Source organism: Sphingobacterium sp. WOUb80, assembly GCF_050058145.1.
GTDB lineage: Bacteria > Bacteroidota > Bacteroidia > Sphingobacteriales > Sphingobacteriaceae > Sphingobacterium.
This window is the reverse complement of record NZ_CP165617.1, coordinates 5,741,617-5,765,530: the sequence shown is the minus strand read 5'-3', so window position 1 is coordinate 5,765,530 and position 23,914 is coordinate 5,741,617. Positions and strand designations below refer to the sequence as shown.

Sequence of the window (23,914 nt, the reverse complement as noted above, 5' to 3'; positions counted from 1 at the left end):
GAATAAAATAAACCATTATGATAAATGCAGCGCTTAAAACACTTGGAATATCTTCCCAGAATTTAGGATCATCAACAGGACAGCAATGGTTTTCCGAAGGCAAAGAATTTGAATCCTTTTCACCTGTAGATGGAAAACTTATCGCAAAAATAAAAGGCAGCACTAGTAAAGACTATGAGACCGTTGTTAGACAGGCAGAAAATACGTTCTTACAATGGCGTTTAATCCCTGCCCCAAAAAGAGGAGATATCATTCGCCAATTAGGGGACAAACTACGGGAACTCAAACCCGTTCTCGGAAAATTGGTATCGTACGAAATGGGCAAATCTTACCAAGAAGGCATGGGTGAAGTGCAGGAGATGATTGATATCTGTGACTTCGCTGTAGGTTTATCCCGTCAACTATATGGCAATACCATCCATTCGGAACGCCCCGGTCACCGTATGTACGACCAATATCATCCCCTGGGTGTGGTGGGTATTATTACAGCCTTCAACTTTCCCGTTGCTGTATGGGCCTGGAACATTGCGCTAGCGTTGGTCTGTGGAAATACGGTTGTCTGGAAACCGAGTGAAAAGACACCGCTGTGCGCCATTGCATGTCAAAAACTACTTGCCGAAATTCTACAAAGCAATGGACTGCCCGAAGGGATATCCAGCCTGATTATCGGCGACAAAGAAGCTGGCGAATGGCTTGCTGCGGATAACCGCATCGCATTGATTTCTGCAACAGGATCTACCCGCATGGGAAAAGAAGTCGCTGTTACGGTAGCACAGCGTCTAGGTAAAACACTACTGGAACTCGGCGGAAACAATGCCATCATCGTTACTCCAGACGCAGACTTAAAAATGACCATTATCGGCGCTGTATTCGGTGCGGTAGGTACTGCCGGACAGCGCTGCACCAGCACCCGAAGACTTATTATCCATGAGAGCATCTATGACAAAGTCAAAAAACAGCTGACTAAAGCTTATGGACAATTAAAAATTGGTGACCCTTTGGACACGAAAAATCATGTAGGACCATTGATCGACAAAGCCGCCGTAAAATCATACTTAAACGCACTGGACAAAATTAAAACACAAGGGGGAAAAATGCTGATCAAGGGCAAAGTCCTGGAAGGCAAAGGTTATGAAAGCGGCTGTTATGTACAGCCTGTTATTGCCGAAGTCGAAAATCATTATGAAATCGTCCAGCACGAGACTTTCGCACCGATCCTATATTTAATCAAATATAAGGGGGATATTGGCGAAGCCATAACGTTGCAGAATAGCGTCTCTCAAGGATTATCTTCTGCGGTCATGACAAACAACCTCCGGGAAGCAGAGCTATTTCTGAGTGCTGCCGGATCCGACTGTGGCATCGCCAATGTCAATATTGGTACCTCTGGAGCAGAAATCGGTGGTGCATTCGGAGGTGAAAAAGAAACCGGCGGCGGTAGGGAATCTGGATCAGATGCGTGGAAAGCTTACATGCGACGCCAGACGAACACCATCAATTATACGACTGACTTACCTTTGGCACAAGGCATTAAATTTGATTTATAAACCATTTACACACAAAATTATGAGCAACGTACATGAAAGATTGAGCAAACATATATTAGCCGATGGATTTCCTTTGGTAATGGATATGGAAAAATCCCATGGTTCTTATGTAGTGGATGAAAATGGAAATGAATACCTCGATATGTTCAGCATGTTTGCCTCCATGGCAGTGGGTTATAATCACCCGCATCTGGTCAAACAACGCGAATTTTTAGGTAAAATGGCCGTCAATAAGCCTGCTATATCAGATATTTACCCCAAAGAATTTGCTGATTTTGTCGACACCTTTGACCGGGTGGCCATACCGAAAGAACTTCCTTATGCATTCTTTATATCAGGCGGAACCCTTGCAGTAGAAAATGCGCTAAAGGCGGCCTTCGACTGGAAAACAAGGCTTAATTTTGCACAGGGTATACAAAAGGAGGCCAGTCAGGTTATCCATTTTAAACAGGCCTTTCATGGCAGGTCCGGTTATACACTATCGTTAACAAATACACAGGATCCAAGAAAATACCTCTATTTTCCAAAATTCAACTGGCCACGCATCAGCAATCCGAAGCTGCGCTATCCCCTAACGGACGAGATTATCGATCAGACCATCGCACTGGAAGAGAAGGCTATTTCAGAAATACGCCAAGCCATTCAGGAAAACCCCAATGATATTGCTTGCCTAATTATTGAACCAATTCAGGGTGAAGGGGGCGACAATCACTTTCGAAAGGAATTTTTTGTACAACTTCGTCAAATATGTGATGAAAATCAGATATTATTAATTTTTGACGAAGTGCAGACCGGTCTGGGAATAACAGGAAAAATGTGGGCCTACCAACATTATGACGTTATTCCCGATGTGCTTGCCTTTGGCAAAAAAGCACAGGTATGCGGCATATTGGCCAATAAGGAAAAATTCGATCAGGTAGAACATCACGTCTTCAAAGAATCTAGTCGCATCAATTCAACTTTTGGTGGCGATTTTATGGATATGCTACGTTTTAAATTGATCTTAGAAGTCATAGAGCAAGAAAATCTTGTTCAAAATGCGGCTGAAAAAGGACGCTATCTGCAAGATAAGCTCCAAGAGATGATGAAAGACAAACCACAACTCTCCAACTTAAGAGGCGAAGGATTATTCGTTGCATTAGATTTTGAATCCGAACTCGCACGCAATGAATTTATCAAGAAAGCCTACGCAAATAAACTGATTATGCTAGGCTGTGGCGAAAAAAGTATTCGTTTCAGGCCTCATCTCAATGTAAGTCATGAAGATATCGACAAAACAATTGCAGTAATAAAGAAGAGTATCTAAAGAAAACTTTCATGATTCCTTTGGCTCAACAACAGGCATGAAAGTTCTTGATGGCCTTTGAAAACAGACACTTTCAGAAAAAAAGCGAGTCAATACGAACGACTTCAATAGACGATGCACATTGACTCGCCTTTATTATAAACTACCGATCCCTGCAGACATTTGGACGATCAATATCGACCAGTTCTGAAATCCCGTATTCATCAAAAAGATCCAAGAGTGCGTCCGTACCCTCTTCCAGTTTATAATCCATTTCCTCTTTATAAACTGGAATCATCGCATAAAAATTGATGATATTGCCATCTTTTGTCTTTAATTCCAAAAACTCTTCATCAAAGCTTAGCATAGGCGGAAGCAGCAACATACAACCAAATCCGGTATTTGCAATATCTTCGGCTTCCATCCCATTCGGAATTGTATGTCCATAACCCAGCCAGGTTTTGTACTCATGTGGGAACCGCGCTAACCGCTTTAAGAAGTAAACCGGCCAATAATTATTATCGTCCTGAAACTCTTCCTCTCCTATTTTCCAATCTGCTGGCAACACGACCATTAACTCAGCACGCTCATAGACTTCTTTATTTTCCACCTCGTCCGGAACATGCATAGGCAGATCGCTCATCCCCGAAGTAACCAAGATATGATAGGGATAGTTAGCGCTCGGTTTGATCCAATGGACATCGATATGCACAAGTTCTGAAATAATCTCATGGAACACCATATCAGGTGTTGCAATGTGCTTCGTCAGGTGCTCTTCTATTTCATCAAGATAAACACATTGCACCTCGGGGAATAGGTTTTTTGGATCCTTTTCCTCGGGTTGATCTTCATAGCGATATACTGTAGATCCGCCGGCAGTAATCTCTGTATCTTTTTTTTCAGGCGAAGATTCTTCAGCTCCGCTACTCATAATCTTTTTGACTTTATCCCAAAATGACATATTATCTTTTAAATGGTGAAAATTTTAGATCTATTTTGCTATTCAAATTTATTCAATCACTGCAACTACTGGTTGCCTGAATCTTGTTTTAACTGGTTTTCCTTTGACTTGTGCAGGCATCCACTGTGGCGACTTTCGCATGGCCGACAATACTGCCTTCGCAAACTCGGGACTCACTTTGTCAGGATTCTCTATTTCAATGTTACAGATTGATCCATCTTCGCAAACAATAAATTTCAGCATCGCTGTCTGCCGTGATCCGTAGCGGGCGTAAGCTAGGCTATCCATTGCACCTACTGTCCGCGACAAATCCAGATTATTTTGCAAGAATCTGGACCAGGCAACCACACCGCCTTTAAAATAAGGAAAATCGTCGACATTTTGAACTAAACTATCTGCGGGAATATCGCGCTTAGCAATGACCTGTGCTCTTAGAGAAGAGCACATTACCATTAAAAGTAAAATTGAAAAAATAGTCTTTAAACCTGTTAACTGCATAACCTACCCTATCCATAATCGTACCATTTAACGATAGAATAAGATACTTTATTACTTTACGGTTTTTCTATACTAATTTAAGGGCATATCAACCTTCGAAACGAAGTTACCAGCTGCGTCTAAAAGAAAACTGACCGGATGCTCTGGGTCTTTGATAATTTCAAATAAGGTCAAGCCCCAAGGTTTCCAAAAGTTTTCCAGCACTTGTCCATAGGTCTTATTCTGCCAATGATCAAATATTGGTTTCATCGACATATCAGCTAAAGGCATAGGTTCGACATAAACCTTTTGTGGGGTATTTAAATAAGTATAATCGGGCAAACGATTAAATAAATATGCTGAATAAAAATAACGTGCACATAATTCTTCAAACTGAATAGGGTGCAAGGTTTTTCCCTCAATTGCTTTCAACACATCTTCGTGGTAAATATTATTGGTGGCATTATCCTGAAGACAGGCAACTACCGCGAAATCCTTCATCCGGATAGAGAAGATCAATGTATTGATTTCATCGCGATACATAAATGTATCCGGCGCATTCTCTACAGGTACAACGACCAACGAAAAGGGAAAGGTATTCTCAAATTCCATCGGCACAACCAGCGATTGCAACATCGCGTGAAGGTTTGTAAAACGCTGCGCAAGTGCCTGCGAAAAGTTCATGTCTTCACCAGAAGCTTTTTGCTGACGAATTCCTGCAAGAATCTCATTAAAAACCACCCCATAGATGATTTTTGTCATCCATTGGAACAAGAGCAAAGGGTCCAATTGTTTCACAGCGTCATACCCCTGTTCAAATGATTGTTCAACAGCTCGCTCCATCTGTTCAATCGCCTCAGCAGCTACCATAGAACAAGGTAGTTTTAACGATTTGTAGGTGACCAGATTCTCATCCAGCATTTTAAAAGGTTTATCTTCCAATTGAAAAGATTTCATCATCCACACAGGAAAAACCTGAATGGACTCTTCTTCCGACTGAAGCTTATTTCCCGTTAAAAAACAAATATCTGAATCAAACTGAAATTGTTTGAAAGGATTATACAAAGTTGTCGCCATAATGCAGGCAAAGTTAAAACAAATCGAAAAGTCCACAAGAAAAGCGAACTCTTATTACGATAAGGTGACTTGCTTTCCCAAACTTATTTTATTTTCAGAAATTTTTGAAAATTCAAAAACTATTAATACTTTTGATATGTTATTGGATAGAAGATGATCTAAACAGGTCAGAAAGCTTGAATAGCATAAGAAGAAAAAATAAACAAAGGTCAAATAGAAAGCACAATGGAGTTACAAGAAGCAAAACAACAGTTCATAGACACATGGGGAGCCTTAGGTTCCGAATGGGGCATCAACAAGTCCGTTGCTCAGGTTCATGCACTGCTCCTCTCTGCGAGCAATCCGATGTCTACAGACGAGATTATGGAAAAGCTGGTTATTTCCAGAGGGAACGCCAATATGAGCATCCGCCAGTTGATCGATTATGGCATCGTTTATAAAAAGCATATCGCTGGCGACAGAAAGGAATATTTTGTCGCTGAAAAGGAGGTCTTAAAATGGGCCATGAAAATCGCGGTCATGCGCAAACAAAAAGAACTTGATCCAGTAATGGATATTCTGAAGGAAATAAGCCGAAATACTGAAAAAGATAAGACAGCAGAAGGCAAAGAGTTTCACAAAACCGTAAAGGATATCCAGAATCTGACGGATCAGCTTGAAACAATAGCCAATAAGATTTTCAATACAAGTGGAGGAGATTTACTCATTAAATTGATCAAACTAATGATGTAGTATCATGAACTTTAATATCCTGGCATATACCATCTACGGCCTGTTGACCTGTTATATCATCCTTTGGGTCGGTCGACAGTTTCATCGAAATGGCCGGACTTTTATCGTATCTCTTTTTGGACAGGACACCAGCCTGGCTGATACGACAAATAATCTATTGCTTATGGGATATTATCTGTTCAACATCGGCTATGCCATTATACAATTTAGCTATTGGAACCAAATTCAATCCGTTGATGAACTGATCAGCAGTATTGCGCTAAAAACAGGCCGGTTGCTTTTTGTACTTGTTGGCTTACATTACTTGAATATGCTCGGTATTTACCTCTTCGCAAAAAGGAAAAACTCATTAACCATTAAACATTAATATCATGGGAAATTTAACAGTTATCGGGTACTTTATTTATCTACCCATTGCAATCGGATTAACCTATTATGTTGCGTATGTGCTATTCAAAAATAGCATCGTTTACATGAATGATATCTTTGCCGGAAGACCAGAGGTCGCCAAAGCGACAAATAATCTCTTTCGTATCGGATTTTATCTGATGAATCTTGGATTTGCACTCTACATTCTCGAAATCAGTCTTTACAAGCCTAGCATCCAGGAACTCATCGAACGCCTGAGTTATAAAATCGGTGGATTCAGTATCTATTTAGGTCTGATGCTTTTTCTCAATATGTTTCTCTTTTTTAGAGGTAAACGCATTGCAAAACAAAGAAGAACGCTAAGTTCAACTGTCAATCCTTAAATAAATAACAAAATAAACTCGCCATGAATAAAATAGTCATTGCAGGGGGAACAGGTTTTGTTGGTCAATATCTTTTCCAAAAATTCCGGGCATTGGGACACCAGGTTATTATCATAGGCCGACAACGGGCTGATGTCCTTTGGTCAGATCGTCGCGGTATTGCCGAAGCACTGGAAAACGCGGACTTACTCATTAATCTAGCTGGCAAGTCTGTCAATTGCCGCTATAACGAAAAAAACAAGGCCGAAATATTCTCTTCGAGAACAGCAACGACAAAAATACTCGGCGAACTCATATCAGCAGCTAACAATCCACCAAAGCTGTGGCTGAATTCAAGCACAGCGACTATTTACCGTCACGCTGAGGACCGTCCGATGACTGAAAGTTCGGGTGATATCGGAACAGGATTTTCCGTTGATGTTGCCACGTTATGGGAAAAAACCTTTTTCGATTTTAAATTACCGCAGACTCGACAGGTAGCACTCCGTATGGCCATTGTACTGGGACCGGATCGTGGCGTTATACATCCTTTTAAGAACCTGGTCCGTTTTGGACTCGGTGGCATACAGGGTAATGGCAAGCAATATTTTAGCTGGATCCATATTGAAGATCTTTTCCAGATCATCCTGTTCTTACAAAGCCATGGCGATATGAGTGGTGTTATCAATTGCGCAGCCCCCCATCCGATTATGAATAAGACTTTTATGGCGACTTTTCGACAAGTAATGCACCGTAAAATTGGTCTACCTTCTCCCAAATGGCTGCTGGAAATAGGTGCTGCTTTGATCGGTACGGAGACAGAACTCCTTTTGAAAAGTCGTTGGGTATTGCCGGAAAGGCTGGAAAATAATGGATATACATTTAAATATCCGACGATTTCTGCTGCTTTGCAGGATATTCTACAGCGTGGTTAAAGTTTTATAAGTTCAAAACGTGGGGTACACAACTTATCCCACGTTAACTTTAAAATTCTCGAATACAAGCGCTGCAGTAACAATAGCGCCTTCGTTATTTTTCACGCCTTTAAACTCGGAAGTCTTTCCTTTTTCCAGCAGGTTCTTCATTTCCTTTTCATCCAGAAAGATCCCATTTAAGGTTCGCCAGATTTTAAAATCGCATCCACGGGCATAGTGATCACATTGTGCTACCTTATCATACAGCAGAATCAATCCTTTCTCACATTTCGGACATTTTATCTTTCCTTTCTGCTGGGGTTTCACTTCTTCCTGTGCCAAAGAAATCCGCAATGTCAGCAGCTCTTTGGTGATTTTGGCTGTATAGTCCTTAATATGTTTCATAAAAACATCGTAAGAAACCTTATTAGCACGCATTTCTTCCAGCTTTTGTTCCCATTTACCGGTTAGTGTTACCTTTGCAATGGAACGATCTTTTACGAGATGGTATACCGCCAGCCCTTTTTCGGTCGGAATAAGCTTTTTCTTATCACGCTTAATATAATCGCGTTGGAAAAGCGTTTCAATAGTTGCAGCGCGTGTAGCCGGAGTACCAAGTCCACAGTCTTTCATGGCCTGACGCATCTCATCATCTTCGATTTCCTTTCCAGAAGTTTCCATTGCCTTTAGCAATGATGCTTCGGTATGTATGGGTCTAGCTTTGGTAAAACGTTCAGCAAGCTCCAAGGTCAGGATCTGCAAGATTTCTTCGGCCAGCAGCTTCGGTAATTGCGCATTTTCGTTATCCTGATCATCATTGTTCTTATCTTCATCCGGGGCTTCGATCTGTTCAGCAGAAAGACGCCAGCCATATTGCTTGATCACCGTACCTTTGGCGATCAATTCAACCCCCTGTGCATCGATTGTCACGGTAGTAATATCTTTTATACAGACTTCCGAGAAACTTTCGACCATACGTTTGGCGATCATATTGTAGATATTCTGCTGTTCTTTCAGCATCGGTCCCGGCTTTTCATCCGTCACCAGCAAGGCGTGGTGATCGGTGACTTTTTTATCATCCACAGAGCGTTTATTCAACTTTGCACCGATCAGATTTTTGGCTATTGACGCGATAGATTCTTCTGCGGTATCAGATAGATGCTGAAAAAGCTCTTCAATTTTCTCGAAGACATCCTCACCAATGTAACGCGAACCGGTACGTGGATAGGTGATGACTTTTTTCTCATAAAGTGTTTGCGCAATACTTAATGTCTGATCTGCCGAATAACCGTATTTTTTGTTTGCATCCTGTTGAAGGGATGTTAAATCAAATAGTAGCGGTGGCTGTTCCTTTGTCTCTTTGGCTTCCACTTTTGCAACACGTGCATTAGAACCGACAGTCAGTCTAGCAATGGTTTGTTCAGCAACGTCTTTCTTATCAATTTTATTTGAAGTTGCCTTAAAACTGATATTATCTTTTTCAAATCCCGCCTGAATTTTATAAAATGCCTGCGGTTTAAAGTCTTTATTTTCCAGATACCGCGAACAGATCATCGCCAGAGTGGGTGTCTGCACACGTCCCAAAGAAAGCAGTCCTTTATTCCCCGCCGCCAACGTGATCGCCTGTGTTGCATTGATGCCGATCAGCCAGTCCGACTCTGAGCGCGAACGGGCAGACATATAAAGACTATCGTACTCCGTGCCTGCTTTTAAATTGGCAAATCCTTCCTTAATAGCTTTATCTGTTTGGCTGGAGATCCACAGACGTTTAAATGGCACTTTAGAACCTAAAAAATAGTATATATTGCGAAAGATCAATTCACCTTCCCGTCCAGCATCCGTAGCCACGATGATTTCTTCGGCTTGTTCTAAAAGTGATTTGATGGTATTGAGCTGTTTCACAGCCCCTGTATCGTCCATTTGCTTGCCATCCCGCTTCACCTTCTTCGACTCCAACTTAAATGTTGGCGGAATGATCGGCAAATTTGAAATTGTCCACGAATTGTATCCGTAAGCCTGTGGTGTACAGAGTTGCACCAAATGACCAAAAGCATACGTAAAAGCATAGCCATTACCGGCGATATAACCGTCTTTGACTTCTTTCGCCCCCATCACTCGAGCCAGATCACGTGCCACAGAGGGCTTTTCAGCTATTACAACTTTCATTTTTAACGTATTGAGATATGCGTATTGAGATTTTAGAACAAAGAGTAAAGAACAAAGTTATTCAATACTTGGTATTGTTATCCCCTGGATCTTACGATAAAGTTCAATGGCATAGACATCGGTCATTCCCGAAACAAAGTCTAAAACACAGCGAATTTTCGAATACGAATCTTGTTTGTCTGTATAAAATTGCGCTGGAATTAAAGCGACCAATTTTTTATCGTAATTATTTTTGTTCTTCTTCAGATAGGCTGGCACGAACTCTTTTAACAATGCATCCATCACGCGGTAGCCGGCAATCTCAATCTGCACAACCGTTGGGGCATTATAAATTTTGGCGATGGAAATTTTTGAAATTTTGTTCATCTGCTTGACAATATCCTCATCCAATGCGTCCATCAAAGCCGATGCAAATGTTCCTGCCAAAAATTTCTCCTGTTCACGGACAAAGACATCTACACAACCTTTTATGAGCGTATTGATTGCTTTTGCCCGCAACAAAGCCACCCGGCTTGGGGTATCCAGCAAACCATCGAGCCGGTCGCGCAGATTCTCCTTACCACACAATGGCAGTAAGAGTTCTTCTACTTCCTGATAAGATAGTATTTTAAGATGATGAGCATCTTCCAAATCGATAATATTGTAGCAAATATCATCTGCCGCTTCCACCAGATAAACCAATGGATGTCTCAGATAGCCTTTGGGGTTAGAAGGATCTTTTAACAACCCTAGCTCATCGGCAATCTTCTCAAATGCTTTTTGCTCTTCTGTAAAAAAGCCATATTTCTTGCGATGATGATTTTTCTTGAGATGGCCATCAATTGCCAAACAGGGGTATTTTACAATGGAAGCTAAAGATGTATAGGTCAATGCAAATCCTTTGGGATCTTTTCCCTGAAAAGCATGCGTTAAAATACGCAAAGCATTGGCATTTCCTTCAAAATGGGTCAGATCGGCCCATTCTTCTGCAGTAACCTGTTCTTGATATTTACGTCCGTCGCCGTCTGTGAAATAGGTAGAGATCGCAGATTCTCCAGAGTGCCCAAATGCTGGATTGCCCAGATCATGGGAAAGACATGCTGCAGAGATAATATTCCCAACTTCCTGTAAAAAGGGGTACTCCACGTCTAGATTAGGATTTTCTTCTTTTAACTGCGCATAAAACATCCGGCCCAAAGAGCGCCCCACACTCGCCACTTCTAAACTGTGCGTCAATCTATTGTGAACGAACACAGCGCCAGGAAGTGGAAAAACCTGCGTTTTATTCTGTAATCTACGAAATGGGGAAGAAAAGATCAGACGATCATAATCCCGTTGAAATTCCGACCGGGCTACCAGGTAACTATCTACGCTCCGATCTTCGTAACCCCAGCGCTTTGCAGAGAGCAAATCTTTCCAATTCATTTTTTCAGACATAGCGCAAACTTAGATAAATTTGCTTTTAAATACAATTATAATCACAGCAGATATATTCCAAAAACGGTACAATATACGTTCGTGCATATATATAGTTTACGACGGCGATATGCCGGTAAAGGAATCATTTTTTCAGCAGTATCTCTGATTACATTTCAAAATGACAAATTTTACAAACAGCTGTTATCAAAGTCATTTTTATACTGGTTATATTCTGTATCTTTAACCTAAATACCAATAGGGATCATCATGACGAAATATCAAACACTTATTCCAAAACATTTTGAAGGTACAATCGATGGCAAAAACACGCATTTGCTCTTGTTAAAAAATGAAGGGGGCATGCAAGTACTCTTAACAGATTATGGTGCACGTATTGTCAGTATTCTGGTACCTGATAACAAAGGAAATTTGGTGGATGTAGCTTTGGGCTTCGATTCCATTCAAGCTTATTTGGACTCTGATGAAAAATACCATGGCTGTACTGCCGGACGTTTCGCAAATCGCATTGCTGAAGGCAAATTTGAGATCAACGGAAAATACTATACACTCCCTCAGAACAATGGAAACAATTGCCTTCATGGCGGTATCTCAGGTTTTCATGACAAGGTTTGGGACAGAAGGGTAACTTACCAGTCGCATGTCGAATTTTATTATGTTTCCCCGGATGGTGAAGAAGGTTTTCCGGGAAATCTAAAAGTAATGGTTTCCTATACCCTGACCAGAAATAACGAGATCATTATTAAATATCATGCACAATCGGATGCCGATACCCATGTAAACTTGACCAACCATACGTATTTCAATCTGGATGGAGAAGGCAGTGGAGATGTATTGCAGCAGGTTCTTCAGATCAATTCGGATGAGGTCCTCTTTGTAGACGAAAATCAGATACCAAATGCGATCGTACCAGTTGAAGGCACAGCCTTCGACTTCCGCATCCCTAAACCAATTGTTCAAGATATTACGGCGAATAATGAACAACTCATTGCGGCCAAGGGATATGATCATTGCTATGTAAACAACCAGCCTATTTCACAACCCTGCGCAACAGTGTATTCAAAAAACACAGGAATTCAGCTGGATGTATTTACAACCGAACCGGGTGTACAGCTTTACACAGCCAACTGGATGACGGGGAATGATTTTGGCAAAAGAGGTTATAAGTACCTCCCCTATGCTGGATTTTGTCTGGAAACACAGCACTTTCCGGATACACCCAATCAAGCAGAATTCCCTTCAACCTTGTTAAAAGCAGGCGAATCATTTGACTCCGAGACACACTTTAAGTTCTCCATAAAAAAATAATAAAAAGACAACGGCCGATAAGCAAATACTTATCGGCCGTTGTCTTTTTATTTCGATTGTTCATCCGATGATGACAGATCTTATTTTTTATGCCAAAAGATCATCTAATGCTGTTTGGACCTTCTCAAAACCAAAAGTTCCTTTCACCTGTTCAAACATACGTTGAATCTGATCATTGCACAGATTTCCAATGCTGCCTTCGTGTGTATGGTTTACCTCTTTCGATGGCTTGAATCGTCCCTCGTCGATATCGATACCGATGGTCCGATAGGCTTCACGGAAGGGCACCCCTTTTAGTACCTCATTATTCACCACTTCTACGGAGAACAAATAATCATATTTTGGATCGTCCAGGATATTCTCTTTAACGGAAATATTTTCCAACATGAAAGTTGCTATTTCAAGACATTCATTAAGCGATTTAAAAGCAGGGAATAGATTCTCCTTTAACAATTGAAGATCTCTATGGTAACCAGACGGCAGGTTGGTTGTCATTAACGCAATTTCATTAGGAAGTGCCTGGATTTTATTGCAGCGCGAACGGATCAACTCAAAGACATCGGGATTCTTCTTATGCGGCATGATACTCGATCCAGTCGTCAAATGTGCCGGAAATGAGATGAAGCCAAAATTTTGGTTAATATACAGACATACGTCCATTGCAAACTTTGCCAATGTCGCTGCGATGGAGCTCATCCCCTGTGCTAAGATACGTTCGGTCTTACCTCTGCCCATCTGTGCGTAAACCACATTGTAATTTAAGTCTTCGAATCCCAGAAGTTGCGTCGTCATCGTTCTATTTAACGGGAAAGATGACCCATAGCCCGCAGCAGATCCTAGGGGATTCTTATTACAAACCTTCCAGGCAGCACGCATCATCTCCAGATCATCAACAAGGCTCTCGGCATAAGCACCAAACCATAATCCAAACGACGAAGGCATCGCAATCTGCAAATGGGTATAACCTGGGATCAGAATATGCTTGTATCGTTCGCTGAGTTGTATCAGTTGGTTAAAAAGCGCTTCTGTATTTTCGATGATATGCTGAATTTCGGAGCGGAAGTATAATTTTAAATCAACTAATACCTGATCATTACGGGATCTGCCGGAATGGATTTTTTTCCCGGCTTCACCGATACGCTGTGTTAGCAGCATTTCAACCTGCGAATGCACGTCTTCGACCGAGTCTTCAATGCGAAAATCACCAGCAAGGATTTCTTTATAGATATTTTTCAGTTCTTTTTGCACAAGTGCAAGATCCGCATCGGTCATCAGGTCTATACTGTTCAACATGCGCGTATGGGCCAATGAGCCCAAAACATCTGCAGCCGCAAGCTGCAGGTCCATGACCCGGTCATTGCCTACGGTAAACGATTCCACAAAAGAATCGACATCTATATTTTTTTGCCAGATTTTCATTCGTATAATTTCCTTTCTGATACTGCCCTTATCAAAAGCCTGAGGTCGGTTTAGCGTTGATCGAAGCTCCTGATAATTCTATTAAATACAATTTTTTACAAAAATACCAATTGCAAATGGTTATATCAATGCAAAGATTGCAGACATTTCAGGAAGGTAATGCCGGTTCAAAAAGAAAAATTCAGGCAAAAAAAAGGACTGTTACAAAAAAAATAAAATGTTAAAAGTTTGTTAAATCGCGATAAACACATTTTATAAGTAACCACTCACTTTATTTTTAAAAGTTATTTTGTCAGTTTTTTAAGTATTCCTATGTTTGTAGTGTAAGGGAGATGAAAAAATAGAAGATGGTAGGGTTAGTAAATACTTACCGCTTTAAATACACCGAAATTTCAAACCAAATATGATAGACCCCAAAGTCTTAAAACTTGAAAGAAATTACCTAACCAATTGTGAATCGAAATTTAAAGGCACGTCAAACCAAGATGTGCCTTTTTTCTTTTCTAGTATGTCTCCACCCTCATTAAGCCTTTAATCCGTTTTTTCCCAACAGATGGCTGTTGTTCATTTTTTTTGAAAGCGCTGATCTTATTGGTCAGAAAGAACCTTCTTTCGCTTTCATTGCTGTTGGTACCTGCGAAGTCATGAAGGTTTTATTGTGAACAGCGCGTGCGGCCGCGTCAAAATTTCGCTTTTAATTGAAATTTTGGCTATTTTTGTTTAACATAATTGAGAATATTCAACATAAAACGTATACGATGGGAACAGAAAGCAAGAGACAGCAACGTTTTGCTGGAGTCATTCAACAGGATTTAGCAGCATTATTTCAACGCGAAGGTAATTCATGGGCTCCTGGAGCGTTCATCACGGTGACACGCGTTCGGGTTACACCAGATTTAGCAATCGCCCGCACCTATTTGAGTTTTTTGAACACAAAAACTGCACAGGAAGATATTAAAGCTATTCGTTCCAAAACATCTGAAATACGCTACAAATTAGGAGCAAAAATCAAGAATCAGGTAAAAATAGTTCCTCAGCTCGAGTTCTTCCTGGATGACACCAACGAATATGTCGAACACATGGACAAACTATTTGAAGAGATCAGCAAAGAGCCACGCCAACCCGAATAGTGCCATCTACCGCAGCCTGCTAAATAACGATGGTATTTGAACTGAACAGTAAAAAACTTGAGTTTCCGCACCCAAGTTATGCGGAAGAAGATGGCTTACTTGCTGTAGGGGGAGATCTTTCAGCTGATCGTTTGCTACTCGCCTATTGTAACGGGATTTTTCCCTGGTTCAGCGATGACAGTCCTATACTCTGGTATGCACCCGACCCTAGATTTGTTATCTATCCTTCCAAGATCAAGATCAGCAAAAGCATGGCCGGAATCCTCCGGAAAAAAATATTTTCCTTCTCGATAGACCGCAACTTTAAAGAAGTCATTCAACATTGCGCGGCGATCAATAGAAAAGATCAGGCGGGAACCTGGATAACACAGGACATGATCAATGCATACAGTAAACTTGCCACATTGGGTTATGCCCACTCAGTGGAAGTATGGCAAGACAACTTGCTGGTTGGGGGGCTGTATGGCGTACTAATCAATGGTGTATTTTGTGGCGAAAGTATGTTTTCAAAAGTCCCCAATGCTTCGAAAGCGGCCCTTATTTTTCTTGCACAAGAAATTGACCTCCGTTTAATCGATTGCCAGTTTCACACCGCTCATTTGGAAAGCATGGGCGGAGAATACCTTTCCTTGACAGATTATTTAGCAATACTAACAAAAGACCAAAGACATGAGCAGTCCGTATAGCAACCATTTTGATATCGCCTCGGAGGTAACTTACCTCACCACACCGGGATCCGGCTTACTTTCACGTGAAACAAAGGCCTGGCGCATGAAAAGGGATCAGGATTTCTTCGACTCCAACTCCACCCTACGCGAACAGCAGGGGGCAACCTTGGATGCCTGCCGGGAAACGCTTGGTAAATTTTTCAATTGCCCTTCCCAAAATGTCTTCCTATCCAGTTGTTTTTCCTTTGCTTTCAACACCCTGCTAGCAGGTTTACCGAAACAATCGAAAGTGCTCTTATTGGACAATGATTACCCTTCGGTTAATTTCCCTACAATTATAGGCGGTTTTGAACATCAATTTGTCACGATGGACGAACAGCTAGAAGCTAATCTATTAGACGCTATCGCCACCTTTAAACCAGACGTGCTTATTCTGTCCATTGTGCAATATATTTCCGGATTAAAAATAGATCTTTCCTTTATACAGGAATTAAAACATCAGCATCCCGAATTATTGATCGTAGGTGATGGTACCCAGTTTTTGGGAACAGATCTTTTTGATTTTGCAGATGCAGGCTTTGACGCTGTACTATCCAGTGGATACAAATGGCTTATGGCAGGTTTTGGAAATGGTTTTATTCTTTTAAGTGACAGACTCAAAGCAATTCTATATGCTGATATCCAAAAAAAATACAGCTTTCTCAACAATCAATGGATGAATAAATCTGTGGTACAACTCTGTTTCGAGCCGGGTCATCTGGACACACTGTCGCACGGAACTTTACAACAGTCTCTACTTCAATTGGAACAATGGGGATTTTCCGATACAGTGAGTTATACCCAAAACCTACTTGCGGATGCCCGAGCTGAACTCTCCGACAGAAAACTGTTATTGGATAGCATTGTCAACCGACGTCCGCAGAGCAATATCTTCAATATACAGATCAACCCCGACTATTATCAAACCCTCCTGGATGAGGGAATAAAATGCTTTCCCCGAGGTTCGGGAATCCGCGTAGGGTTTCATTTATACAATGATCGCTCGGATCTTGAAAAGCTATTATATATTATTGACACAAAAGTAATTAACCATGAAATTTAGAATAGGCGACTTAGTCCGCTTTGTCGATGAACCCATAGAGGGACATATTACATCCATGCAACCCAACGATATTGTCGGTGTTACAGACGACACTGGTTTTGAGATTCCCGTGCCAATGGACAAAATCACGCTTGTTTTCGGCAATATGCGCCGTGCAGATGATGAGCTTGATCAGCATGCGACTCCACTGACACCGCATCGATTTATCGAAAAAGGGATACTTTTGGCGATCTCGGGAGATCACAAAGATGGACTCGCCAAATTACATATCATCAATGAAACGAGCTTTGAGCTCCTGGTATCTGTAGCTGAAGCTACAGCAAATAAAGTGAAAGGTATTTTTAGCAATAAGATACCGCCGCACGATTCTATGCAGTTCTATACAGGCAACTTTGCAAATGTTGGAAAATGGCCCACTTTCCGTTTCCAGATCATCAGACATAGCGGCAGTTTACAGGAACTGACCTCCCCAATCAATAGGGAACAGCGTGTACGTCCTGTAGACCTCACCAATCCAAAAGTTCTTAACGAAATTTTGGATGAAAAAATATGGTCCTACGAACTGGATAAGATCGAAGAGGATTTAGGACTGGATAAACTGAAAAATCATTTTATACCGCATCGCCCAAATAAAAAATAAGCTAGATGAAATTCATCTAGCTTATTTTTTATGCCTATCCTGTATGCTGTACTTTATTCAGCTTTTGATACCACTTTCTTTGTACTCAGCAGCAACAATAAGATCCCAATCAAATAGACAATCCAGCCCCAGCGCATATGCAGGGATTTAGAAAGCAATTTATCGGCAAATCCCCAACCAAAATAATTATTGATCTTAAACCAGACTGCGGTTATACTCAACAGGTACCAACAGGCAGCTAATCGGGTCATCCATTGATAGGCTCTTACTGCACGCACAAAAAACAACAGAGCAGTCACACCCAAAATCAGCAGTGTAATAAAAAATAAATAGGCGTCCACCTGATATAGATTCCAGTTTCCTTTAATAGGAACTTTTAAGAACGGTGTCATGCTGGACAAAAAACATACGATCAGTCCAACGATAGCAAAGTATTTCTTGATAATAATCATGATTCAAATTACGCTAAAATTCGTACGAATATAAGTTGAATATTGACACATATATAACTTGTCTTTCGCTTTTTGAAAAATTATTCTATTTTTAAACACAATTCCCACTCAGAATTAGCAAAAAACGAGACTAATTCAGGTATACACAGGCGTTGACAAACAATGCTGATTAGACAAAGGGGAAGCGTATAAGTTTTAACATTAAGCCGAATCATAAACATGAAAAGAGAAGTTGAAGAAGTAGCCGCAGAACAACCTGCACAGCCAAATAAAAAGAAAAAGATCTATGTCATTATCGGTATTATCCTATTGGTGATCTTAGCAGGTGGCGGATATTACAACTATACACAGCGACAGGCATTAGACGGGTTGCAGGTAGATAGCGCCGCAACAGCCGTCATCGGATTTGACAATGCAGATCCCAAAGACTTAGAAGATGCCGATGGCTGGAGTTCACTTGATGATTATCAACATTGGAACAATGCCATTTTTACGCTTCCTGAGTATGACAATATCCCATTGCGTTATCGCCGCGGGATTACCAAAATATTTATGGGCAACAATTACCTGGAGCCAGTCGATGATAAACCTATCTACAAATTTACACGGATAAAAGATCGTGCAAAATCTGTTTTCTGTTATGGCAATTTTACCGATCGTAACGATTCAGATCGCTGGAATAAGGAAATGGCATTTTTGGTTGAGAAAAATGATTACCAAAGCAGTGCAATCTGGATCATTTCAGCAAAGGGCGACATTCTATTCTGGAAGGAATATTCAAGTGAATTGCCACTGATCAACAGCTTCAAAAAGGGACAAAAGATTTTTATGGATGAAATGAAATTGGTCCCTGCTCCTGCTGATGGAATTATTGTCAAGAATAAAAATTCCAAATATGCATTGATTTACAATAAAAGCAGTAAAACCTTTGACAGCTATTACCAATACAGCGATAGCGAAATTCAAGAAGCTACTGCTTCCGAAGAGGAACCTTATGTAGAAGAATTGGACGATGTCACTATAGATTCGGCAAAGACAAATACAGGTGTGAAAGAGTGATTTAGGGTGTCTTATAGCTGAAAATTTTCGTCACGACGAAGCGTGACGAAAATCACTTCGTTGCAAATAAGAAAGCAACAAATTGAAAAACAAATAGTTACATCACAAAAACATCTATTTAAAATCTTTCTAAATTAATCCCTTTGACAGATTTTTGACACAAGCACAAAGCTTTTAAGCTACATTTGTACCGTTAAATATAAGCGAGGGATTAGAGCTTTGAAAAATCTTAAAGTATTAGCGTTTACTCATAAACATGTCGAACTAAAAGATCTAGGTAATCTAGTGATCTGCAATGAGGATTTAGAAAGTCGCCTCATCAATCTAAAGCATAGCCTAGATATTCCAGAGATTTTTTATATAGGTACTTGTAACCGGGTAGAGTTTGTATTTTATGGTGCTCATGAATTGACGCATGAATTCATTGCTGACTTTATGGGAAAACTGAACTTCTGTGTACCCCAGGAAAGACTTCAATGTTATTTAGGACAGGTTAACAAATACGAGGGTATGGATGCCTTAAATCACCTGCTTCGGATGTCCTGTTCACTTGAAAGTCTTGTTGTCGGTGAAAAAGAAATTTTGGCTCAAGTACGCCGGGCTTATGATCGTTGTAGGGAAGCTGGTTTTACCGGAGATTTTCTACGCCTGATGATGGATCGACTTGTAAAAACAGCCAAGGAGGTATATACCTATACTAAAATTTCCCGAAACCCAATTTCAGTTGTATCCCTTGCCTACCGCAAATTGCGCGAATTAAAACTGGTTGAAAATCCTAGAATCTTAATCATTGGTTCTGGAGAAACCAATCAAAATTTAGCGAAATATTTCCAAAAGAACCAAAAAGCCAAGTTTGTTATTTTTAACCGCACACTGGAGAATGCAAAGGCCCTAGCCGAAGAATTAAACGCTGAGGCTTACCCCTTGGCTGAGATCGATCAGTACAAAGAAGGTTTTGATATTCTAATTACGTGTACGGGTGCTCCAACCTCAATTATTGATAATGCACTTTATCAATCTTTGCTAAATGGAGAGACCGACAAGAAAATTATCATTGACCTGGCTGTTCCCAATGATATTGACGCTGAAGTTCTCAAAAATAATCCGATTCATTATATCGAGGTAAGTAGCTTGCAGGCTATTGCGGAGAAAAACATCCAAGAGCGTTATAATGAATTAGAGAGTGCTGAAAAGATCATTCAGGACAATATTCAAGAATTTTTACCTTTAATCAAACAAAGACGTGTAGAGGTTGCTATGCGCGAGGTTCCCGAAAAGATTAAAGAAATTAAATCCTTCGCCTTAAACGAGGTTTTTGCCCAAGAGGTTCAAGCCCTGACCCCTGAAGCGAGAGAGGTATTGGAAAAAGTCATCAACTATATGGAAAAGAAATACATCAAAGTTCCTATGGTTATGGCAAAAGAAATTCTAGTCAAAACTCCAGAAACGGAGAAAAACTAAATCAATTATTTCCTGACATATAATGACAGTAACGTGTCAACATATTCCTTCGATTTATTTATTTTTGTTTCGATAAATGGTGTTAAACACATTTTTCCAAAATTGTTCATTTTCCGATAGCTAGGCTGTATCAAAAACACGTTCTGTGTGCGTTGAATTGCTGGCTACCGGTGGAATAAATTTGTGATTGTTTTAAGTAGGTAAAGTAAAATTAACGTGAATAGAAAACTAATTATTGGTACCCGGGGAAGCGTTCTTGCCATGTGGCAGGCAAATTTTGTAAAAGATCGATTGGCAGAAATCGGAATTGAAGCAGAATTAAAAGTCATTAAAACGCAGGGTGACATCATTCAGCACCTCCGTTTGGATAAATTGGAAGGCAAAGGATTTTTCACCAAAGAACTTGAAGAAGAACTTCTGAACGGAACCATCGATTTAGCCGTACACTCACATAAAGATTTACCTACGGTCAATCCTCCCGGATTGATCATTGCTGCTGTTTCAGAGCGCGAAGATCCAGCTGAATTATTAATTATCCACAAAGATTGTGTGGACATCAAAAAGCGTTTATCGTTAAAGCATAATGCAACTGTTGGAACATCTTCCAACCGTAGAAAAGCACAGATATCAGCGCTGCGTCCGGATCTGGAGTTTGATGATCTCCGTGGTAATCTGCAGACAAGAATGCAAAAATTACGCGATGAGCAATATGATGCAATTGTGCTAGCGAAGGCAGGCATTGCCCGTATTGAGATGGATATTACGGATTTTCATGTTGAAGAAATTCCTCCTGTTGAAATTATCCCTGCTCCGGCACAAGGTGTATTGGCCATTCAGATCCGTGAACTTGACAAGGAACTTTTTGATGCATTACAACCGCTGAATAATGAAGAAGTAGCAAAAACAATTGCTGTCGAACGTCTGGTATTAAACAAATTTGACGCGGGCTGTCATGCCCCACTTGGTTGTTATTGCCGCAAAAGTGGTGATGAATATGAAGCTTGGGCTTCTATTGCAGAAACAAGTGAGGATTTCCCGGACCGTGTATATCTCAGAGACACAGATACGGCACGTTTAGCAGAGCGTATTTTCAGTAAGTATGCAAAAGATAGAAAACTGCCACAATCTGTATTTATCTCAAGAGAGGTAGATGAAAATTCCTATTTCGCAAGAGCGATGGCCAAACATAACATTGGTATTGAAGGCCGCTCTTTGATTAAAATATTCCCTATCATCAATAAATTGGATCCTTTCATTCTGAAACATGTGGATTGGATTATATTTTCAAGCAAAAATGGCATTGAACACTTTTTCAATTTAGAACCTCGTTTAAGCAAAAAAACCAAAATAGGTGTTATTGGACGTGGCTCAGAAGAAATTTTGCGTAAATATGATCGCGTTGCTGATTTTTCTGGCGACAGTGAGGGCATTAACATGGAGGAGATTGCGAAGAAATTTGCGGAACTGGCCAATGGTGGAACCGTGCTTATTCCACGTGCAAAAGAATCCTTGGAAACCATCCAAAAAGCGTTGAGTCCGGACACGAAAATCATTAATATACCGGTCTATGAAACGGTCTTAGAAGAAAATGTAGATCCATCCAATGCGGAGGTTTTGGTCTTTACCAGTCCAAGTAATGTGGAAGCTTATTTTGCGGACAATCTACTGGAACCGGGCCAGAAAGTAATCTGTATCGGCCGTTCTACCGGTGCAAAATTTGATGAGATGAATGTGCCTTATACACTTCCTTATTCTCCAGATGAGATCGGTCTTTCCGAAGCCGTTTTTGGATTGGAGTATTAGTTATTAAATAATTAAAAAAAATGTTACAACGTCCGAGAAGAAATCGTAAATCTGCCGTGATTCGCGACATGATTCAAGAGACACGTTTAGACGCGTCAAATTTGATTTTCCCACTTTTTATCGTCGATGGGCAGAATCAAAAAACTGAGGTTAAATCGATGCCTGGCATCTATCGCTATTCGATAGACAATCTATTGAAAGAAGTGGAAAGCTGTCTCAAACTGGGCTTACGCTCATTTGATCTTTTCCCTAATATTGAAGAGTCACTAAAAGACAAATACGCCACAGAAAGCTACCGTGATGGAAGCTTATACTTACGTGCTATTGCAGCTGTCAAGAAACATTTTCCTGAGGCTTGTATCGTAACCGATGTTGCCATGGACCCTTACAGCAGTGACGGACACGATGGAATCGTCGAAAATGGTGAGATCCTAAACGATGAGACATTAGAGGTGTTGGGCAAAATGGCCTTAGCACATGCACAATCAGGTGCAGATATCATAGCCCCATCTGATATGATGGACGGCCGCATCGGTTACATCCGTGAACTATTGGACCATAATGGTTTCACAAACGTTTCTTTGATGTCCTATACGGCAAAATATGCTTCGGCCTATTATGGTCCTTTTAGAGATGCTTTGGGCTCGGCGCCCAAGCATGGCGATAAAAAGACCTACCAGATGAATCCTGCCAATGCAAAAGAGGCGCTTATCGAAGCACAGCTTGACGCCCAGGAAGGAGCAGATTTTCTGATGGTAAAACCAGGACTTCCCTACTTGGATATCGTCAAACTTCTTGCAGACAACTTCGATCTACCAATTGCGGTATATAATGTCAGCGGTGAGTATGCGATGTTAAAGGCGGCTATTCAAAACGGCTGGTTAGACGAACGTGTTATTCTAGAAACACTTCTAAGCTTCAGACGTGCCGGTGCTACAGCAATCTTATCCTATCACTCCAAAGAAGTATTGGAAAAAGGTTTTATTTAACAAATGCCAAATTATCTTCGATAATCGGAATATAGCTAACAAAAGCTCGGGAATTCATTTCCGAGCTTTTGTTTTTTATTATTTAAACCTTTTTACGACATCACTGTCAAACAGAAAATTATAATCCGCCTTATTATGTTAAAAAGTATTATAATCAGCAGTTTCCTGTTATCGACACCTTCCGTACATGAACACACCTTTTACTCCTTTTTGGAAGGCAATTGGACTGCAACCGACGCTAAACTGAAGTCAATCACATTTAATAAGAATGGTGACGCCTTTTTCACCTTTTCAAATTCAAACCCTCAAAGTCCCCAGACCTCAATTCATCAGAAAGTAGATAGCATAGCTATATTAAATCGCAAAAAATTTAGTGGCTACTTTTTCAGTCCAAACCTCTTTGGGAAATATAATGATAACAAGACAGCTTTTGAGATTGAAATTAAGTCAGCGAATGAAATTATCCTGTTTGTCAATAAACAGGAAATACAATTAATAAAAAATAAACCCGTTACACAATTTAAATAGCCAATAACAGGCAATTATAGATTCCTTACGTTTCTATGAGACTTATCTT

General features: G+C 40.5%; 23 protein-coding genes. 16 read left to right on the top strand and 7 right to left on the bottom strand.

All coding sequences use genetic code 11. The annotated features are described in order from the left end of the window. Positions 1–17: 17 nt before the first annotated feature. On the top strand, positions 18–1,547 hold the full coding sequence (gene amaB, locus AB1Z56_RS23890) for an L-piperidine-6-carboxylate dehydrogenase (RefSeq protein ID WP_313266091.1): 1,530 nt from the start codon (positions 18–20) through the stop codon (positions 1,545–1,547). A gap of 19 nt (positions 1,548–1,566) precedes the next feature. After that, positions 1,567–2,853, top strand: coding sequence for an L-lysine 6-transaminase (lat, locus tag AB1Z56_RS23885; RefSeq protein ID WP_309364152.1), 1,287 nt, complete (start codon positions 1,567–1,569; stop codon positions 2,851–2,853). Between the two features lie 142 nt (positions 2,854–2,995). Here lat and AB1Z56_RS23880 read toward each other — a convergent pair whose 3' ends face one another. From AB1Z56_RS23880 to AB1Z56_RS23870, 3 genes are all read right to left on the bottom strand, one after another. After that, a complete protein-coding gene (locus tag AB1Z56_RS23880; protein WP_309364153.1) occupies positions 2,996–3,793 on the bottom strand; it encodes a suppressor of fused domain protein in 798 nt (265 codons plus the stop codon). Positions 3,794–3,841: 48 nt separating this feature from the next. Continuing rightward, positions 3,842–4,240, bottom strand: coding sequence for an energy transducer TonB (locus AB1Z56_RS23875; protein ID WP_313266096.1), 399 nt, complete (start codon positions 4,238–4,240; stop codon positions 3,842–3,844). A 123-nt stretch (positions 4,241–4,363) separates the two neighbouring features. Then, positions 4,364–5,347: a hypothetical protein gene (locus AB1Z56_RS23870; protein WP_309364156.1), complete on the bottom strand. Its 984-nt coding sequence runs from the start codon at positions 5,345–5,347 to the stop codon at positions 4,364–4,366. Between the two features lie 225 nt (positions 5,348–5,572). Between AB1Z56_RS23870 and AB1Z56_RS23865 the strand changes: the two genes are divergently transcribed. The 4 genes from AB1Z56_RS23865 to AB1Z56_RS23850 are packed head-to-tail and all read left to right on the top strand — an operon-like array spanning position 5,573 to position 7,745. Then, a complete protein-coding gene (locus tag AB1Z56_RS23865) occupies positions 5,573–6,079 on the top strand; it encodes a GbsR/MarR family transcriptional regulator (RefSeq protein WP_309364158.1) in 507 nt (168 codons plus the stop codon). 4 nt (positions 6,080–6,083) lie between these two features. Beyond that, complete coding sequence (locus AB1Z56_RS23860; RefSeq protein ID WP_309364159.1) at positions 6,084–6,446, top strand: hypothetical protein; 363 nt, start codon at positions 6,084–6,086, stop codon at positions 6,444–6,446. 4 nt (positions 6,447–6,450) lie between these two features. Then, on the top strand, positions 6,451–6,831 hold the full coding sequence (locus tag AB1Z56_RS23855) for a hypothetical protein (protein ID WP_309364161.1): 381 nt from the start codon (positions 6,451–6,453) through the stop codon (positions 6,829–6,831). Between the two features lie 23 nt (positions 6,832–6,854). Then, entirely contained in the window at positions 6,855–7,745 is an 891-nt protein-coding gene (locus AB1Z56_RS23850; RefSeq protein WP_426790353.1) for a TIGR01777 family oxidoreductase, read from the top strand. Positions 7,746–7,778: 33 nt separating this feature from the next. On the opposite strand, the gene AB1Z56_RS23845 is transcribed toward AB1Z56_RS23850, so the two are convergent. Then, a complete protein-coding gene (locus tag AB1Z56_RS23845; RefSeq protein ID WP_309364165.1) occupies positions 7,779–9,890 on the bottom strand; it encodes a type IA DNA topoisomerase in 2,112 nt (703 codons plus the stop codon). 57 nt (positions 9,891–9,947) lie between these two features. After that, positions 9,948–11,306, bottom strand: a complete 1,359-nt coding sequence (locus tag AB1Z56_RS23840; protein ID WP_309364167.1) for a deoxyguanosinetriphosphate triphosphohydrolase — start codon at positions 11,304–11,306, stop codon at positions 9,948–9,950. Between the two features lie 249 nt (positions 11,307–11,555). Here AB1Z56_RS23840 and AB1Z56_RS23835 point away from each other — a divergent pair, with 249 nt between their 5' ends. Then, positions 11,556–12,614: an aldose epimerase family protein gene (locus AB1Z56_RS23835; protein ID WP_426790352.1), complete on the top strand. Its 1,059-nt coding sequence runs from the start codon at positions 11,556–11,558 to the stop codon at positions 12,612–12,614. 87 nt (positions 12,615–12,701) lie between these two features. Here the strand turns inward: AB1Z56_RS23835 and argH are convergent, their stop codons facing one another. Next, on the bottom strand, positions 12,702–14,033 hold the full coding sequence (argH, locus tag AB1Z56_RS23830) for an argininosuccinate lyase (protein ID WP_309364170.1): 1,332 nt from the start codon (positions 14,031–14,033) through the stop codon (positions 12,702–12,704). 758 nt (positions 14,034–14,791) lie between these two features. On the opposite strand from argH, the gene rbfA reads away from it, so the two are divergent. Genes rbfA through AB1Z56_RS23810 form a run of 4 tightly spaced genes read left to right on the top strand, consistent with a single transcriptional unit; the run spans position 14,792 to position 17,573 of the window. Further along, positions 14,792–15,163, top strand: a complete 372-nt coding sequence (gene rbfA, locus AB1Z56_RS23825) for a 30S ribosome-binding factor RbfA (protein ID WP_293907608.1) — start codon at positions 14,792–14,794, stop codon at positions 15,161–15,163. A gap of 29 nt (positions 15,164–15,192) precedes the next feature. Beyond that, positions 15,193–15,849 carry a leucyl/phenylalanyl-tRNA--protein transferase gene (gene aat / locus AB1Z56_RS23820; RefSeq protein WP_426790351.1) on the top strand — a complete coding sequence of 219 codons (657 nt, stop codon included), beginning with the start codon at positions 15,193–15,195 and terminating at the stop codon, positions 15,847–15,849. Next, entirely contained in the window at positions 15,833–16,933 is a 1,101-nt protein-coding gene (locus AB1Z56_RS23815) for an aminotransferase class V-fold PLP-dependent enzyme (RefSeq protein WP_426790350.1), read from the top strand. The genes aat and AB1Z56_RS23815 overlap by 17 nt, the downstream gene beginning before the upstream one ends. Continuing rightward, positions 16,923–17,573 (top strand): hypothetical protein, encoded by a 651-nt coding sequence (locus AB1Z56_RS23810; protein ID WP_046674933.1) that lies wholly within the window; start codon positions 16,923–16,925, stop codon positions 17,571–17,573. The genes AB1Z56_RS23815 and AB1Z56_RS23810 overlap by 11 nt, the downstream gene beginning before the upstream one ends. 53 nt (positions 17,574–17,626) lie before the next feature. On the opposite strand, the gene AB1Z56_RS23805 is transcribed toward AB1Z56_RS23810, so the two are convergent. Beyond that, the gene (locus tag AB1Z56_RS23805; protein ID WP_309364176.1) at positions 17,627–18,025 is read right to left on the bottom strand and encodes a hypothetical protein; all 399 of its coding nucleotides are present in this window, start codon (positions 18,023–18,025) and stop codon (positions 17,627–17,629) included. Positions 18,026–18,244: 219 nt separating this feature from the next. On the opposite strand from AB1Z56_RS23805, the gene AB1Z56_RS23800 reads away from it, so the two are divergent. The 5 genes from AB1Z56_RS23800 (at position 18,245) to AB1Z56_RS23780 (ending at position 23,865) form a co-directional block, all read left to right on the top strand. Further along, on the top strand, positions 18,245–19,084 hold the full coding sequence (locus AB1Z56_RS23800) for a hypothetical protein (protein ID WP_426790349.1): 840 nt from the start codon (positions 18,245–18,247) through the stop codon (positions 19,082–19,084). 219 nt (positions 19,085–19,303) lie between these two features. Continuing rightward, a complete protein-coding gene (gene hemA, locus AB1Z56_RS23795) occupies positions 19,304–20,545 on the top strand; it encodes a glutamyl-tRNA reductase (protein ID WP_309364179.1) in 1,242 nt (413 codons plus the stop codon). Between the two features lie 216 nt (positions 20,546–20,761). Beyond that, the gene (gene hemC, locus AB1Z56_RS23790; protein ID WP_426790348.1) at positions 20,762–22,348 is read left to right on the top strand and encodes a hydroxymethylbilane synthase; all 1,587 of its coding nucleotides are present in this window, start codon (positions 20,762–20,764) and stop codon (positions 22,346–22,348) included. Between the two features lie 20 nt (positions 22,349–22,368). After that, entirely contained in the window at positions 22,369–23,337 is a 969-nt protein-coding gene (hemB, locus tag AB1Z56_RS23785) for a porphobilinogen synthase (RefSeq protein WP_293905696.1), read from the top strand. Positions 23,338–23,472: 135 nt separating this feature from the next. Next, on the top strand, positions 23,473–23,865 hold the full coding sequence (locus AB1Z56_RS23780) for a hypothetical protein (protein WP_309364184.1): 393 nt from the start codon (positions 23,473–23,475) through the stop codon (positions 23,863–23,865). The last annotated feature ends 49 nt before the right edge of the window (positions 23,866–23,914 follow it).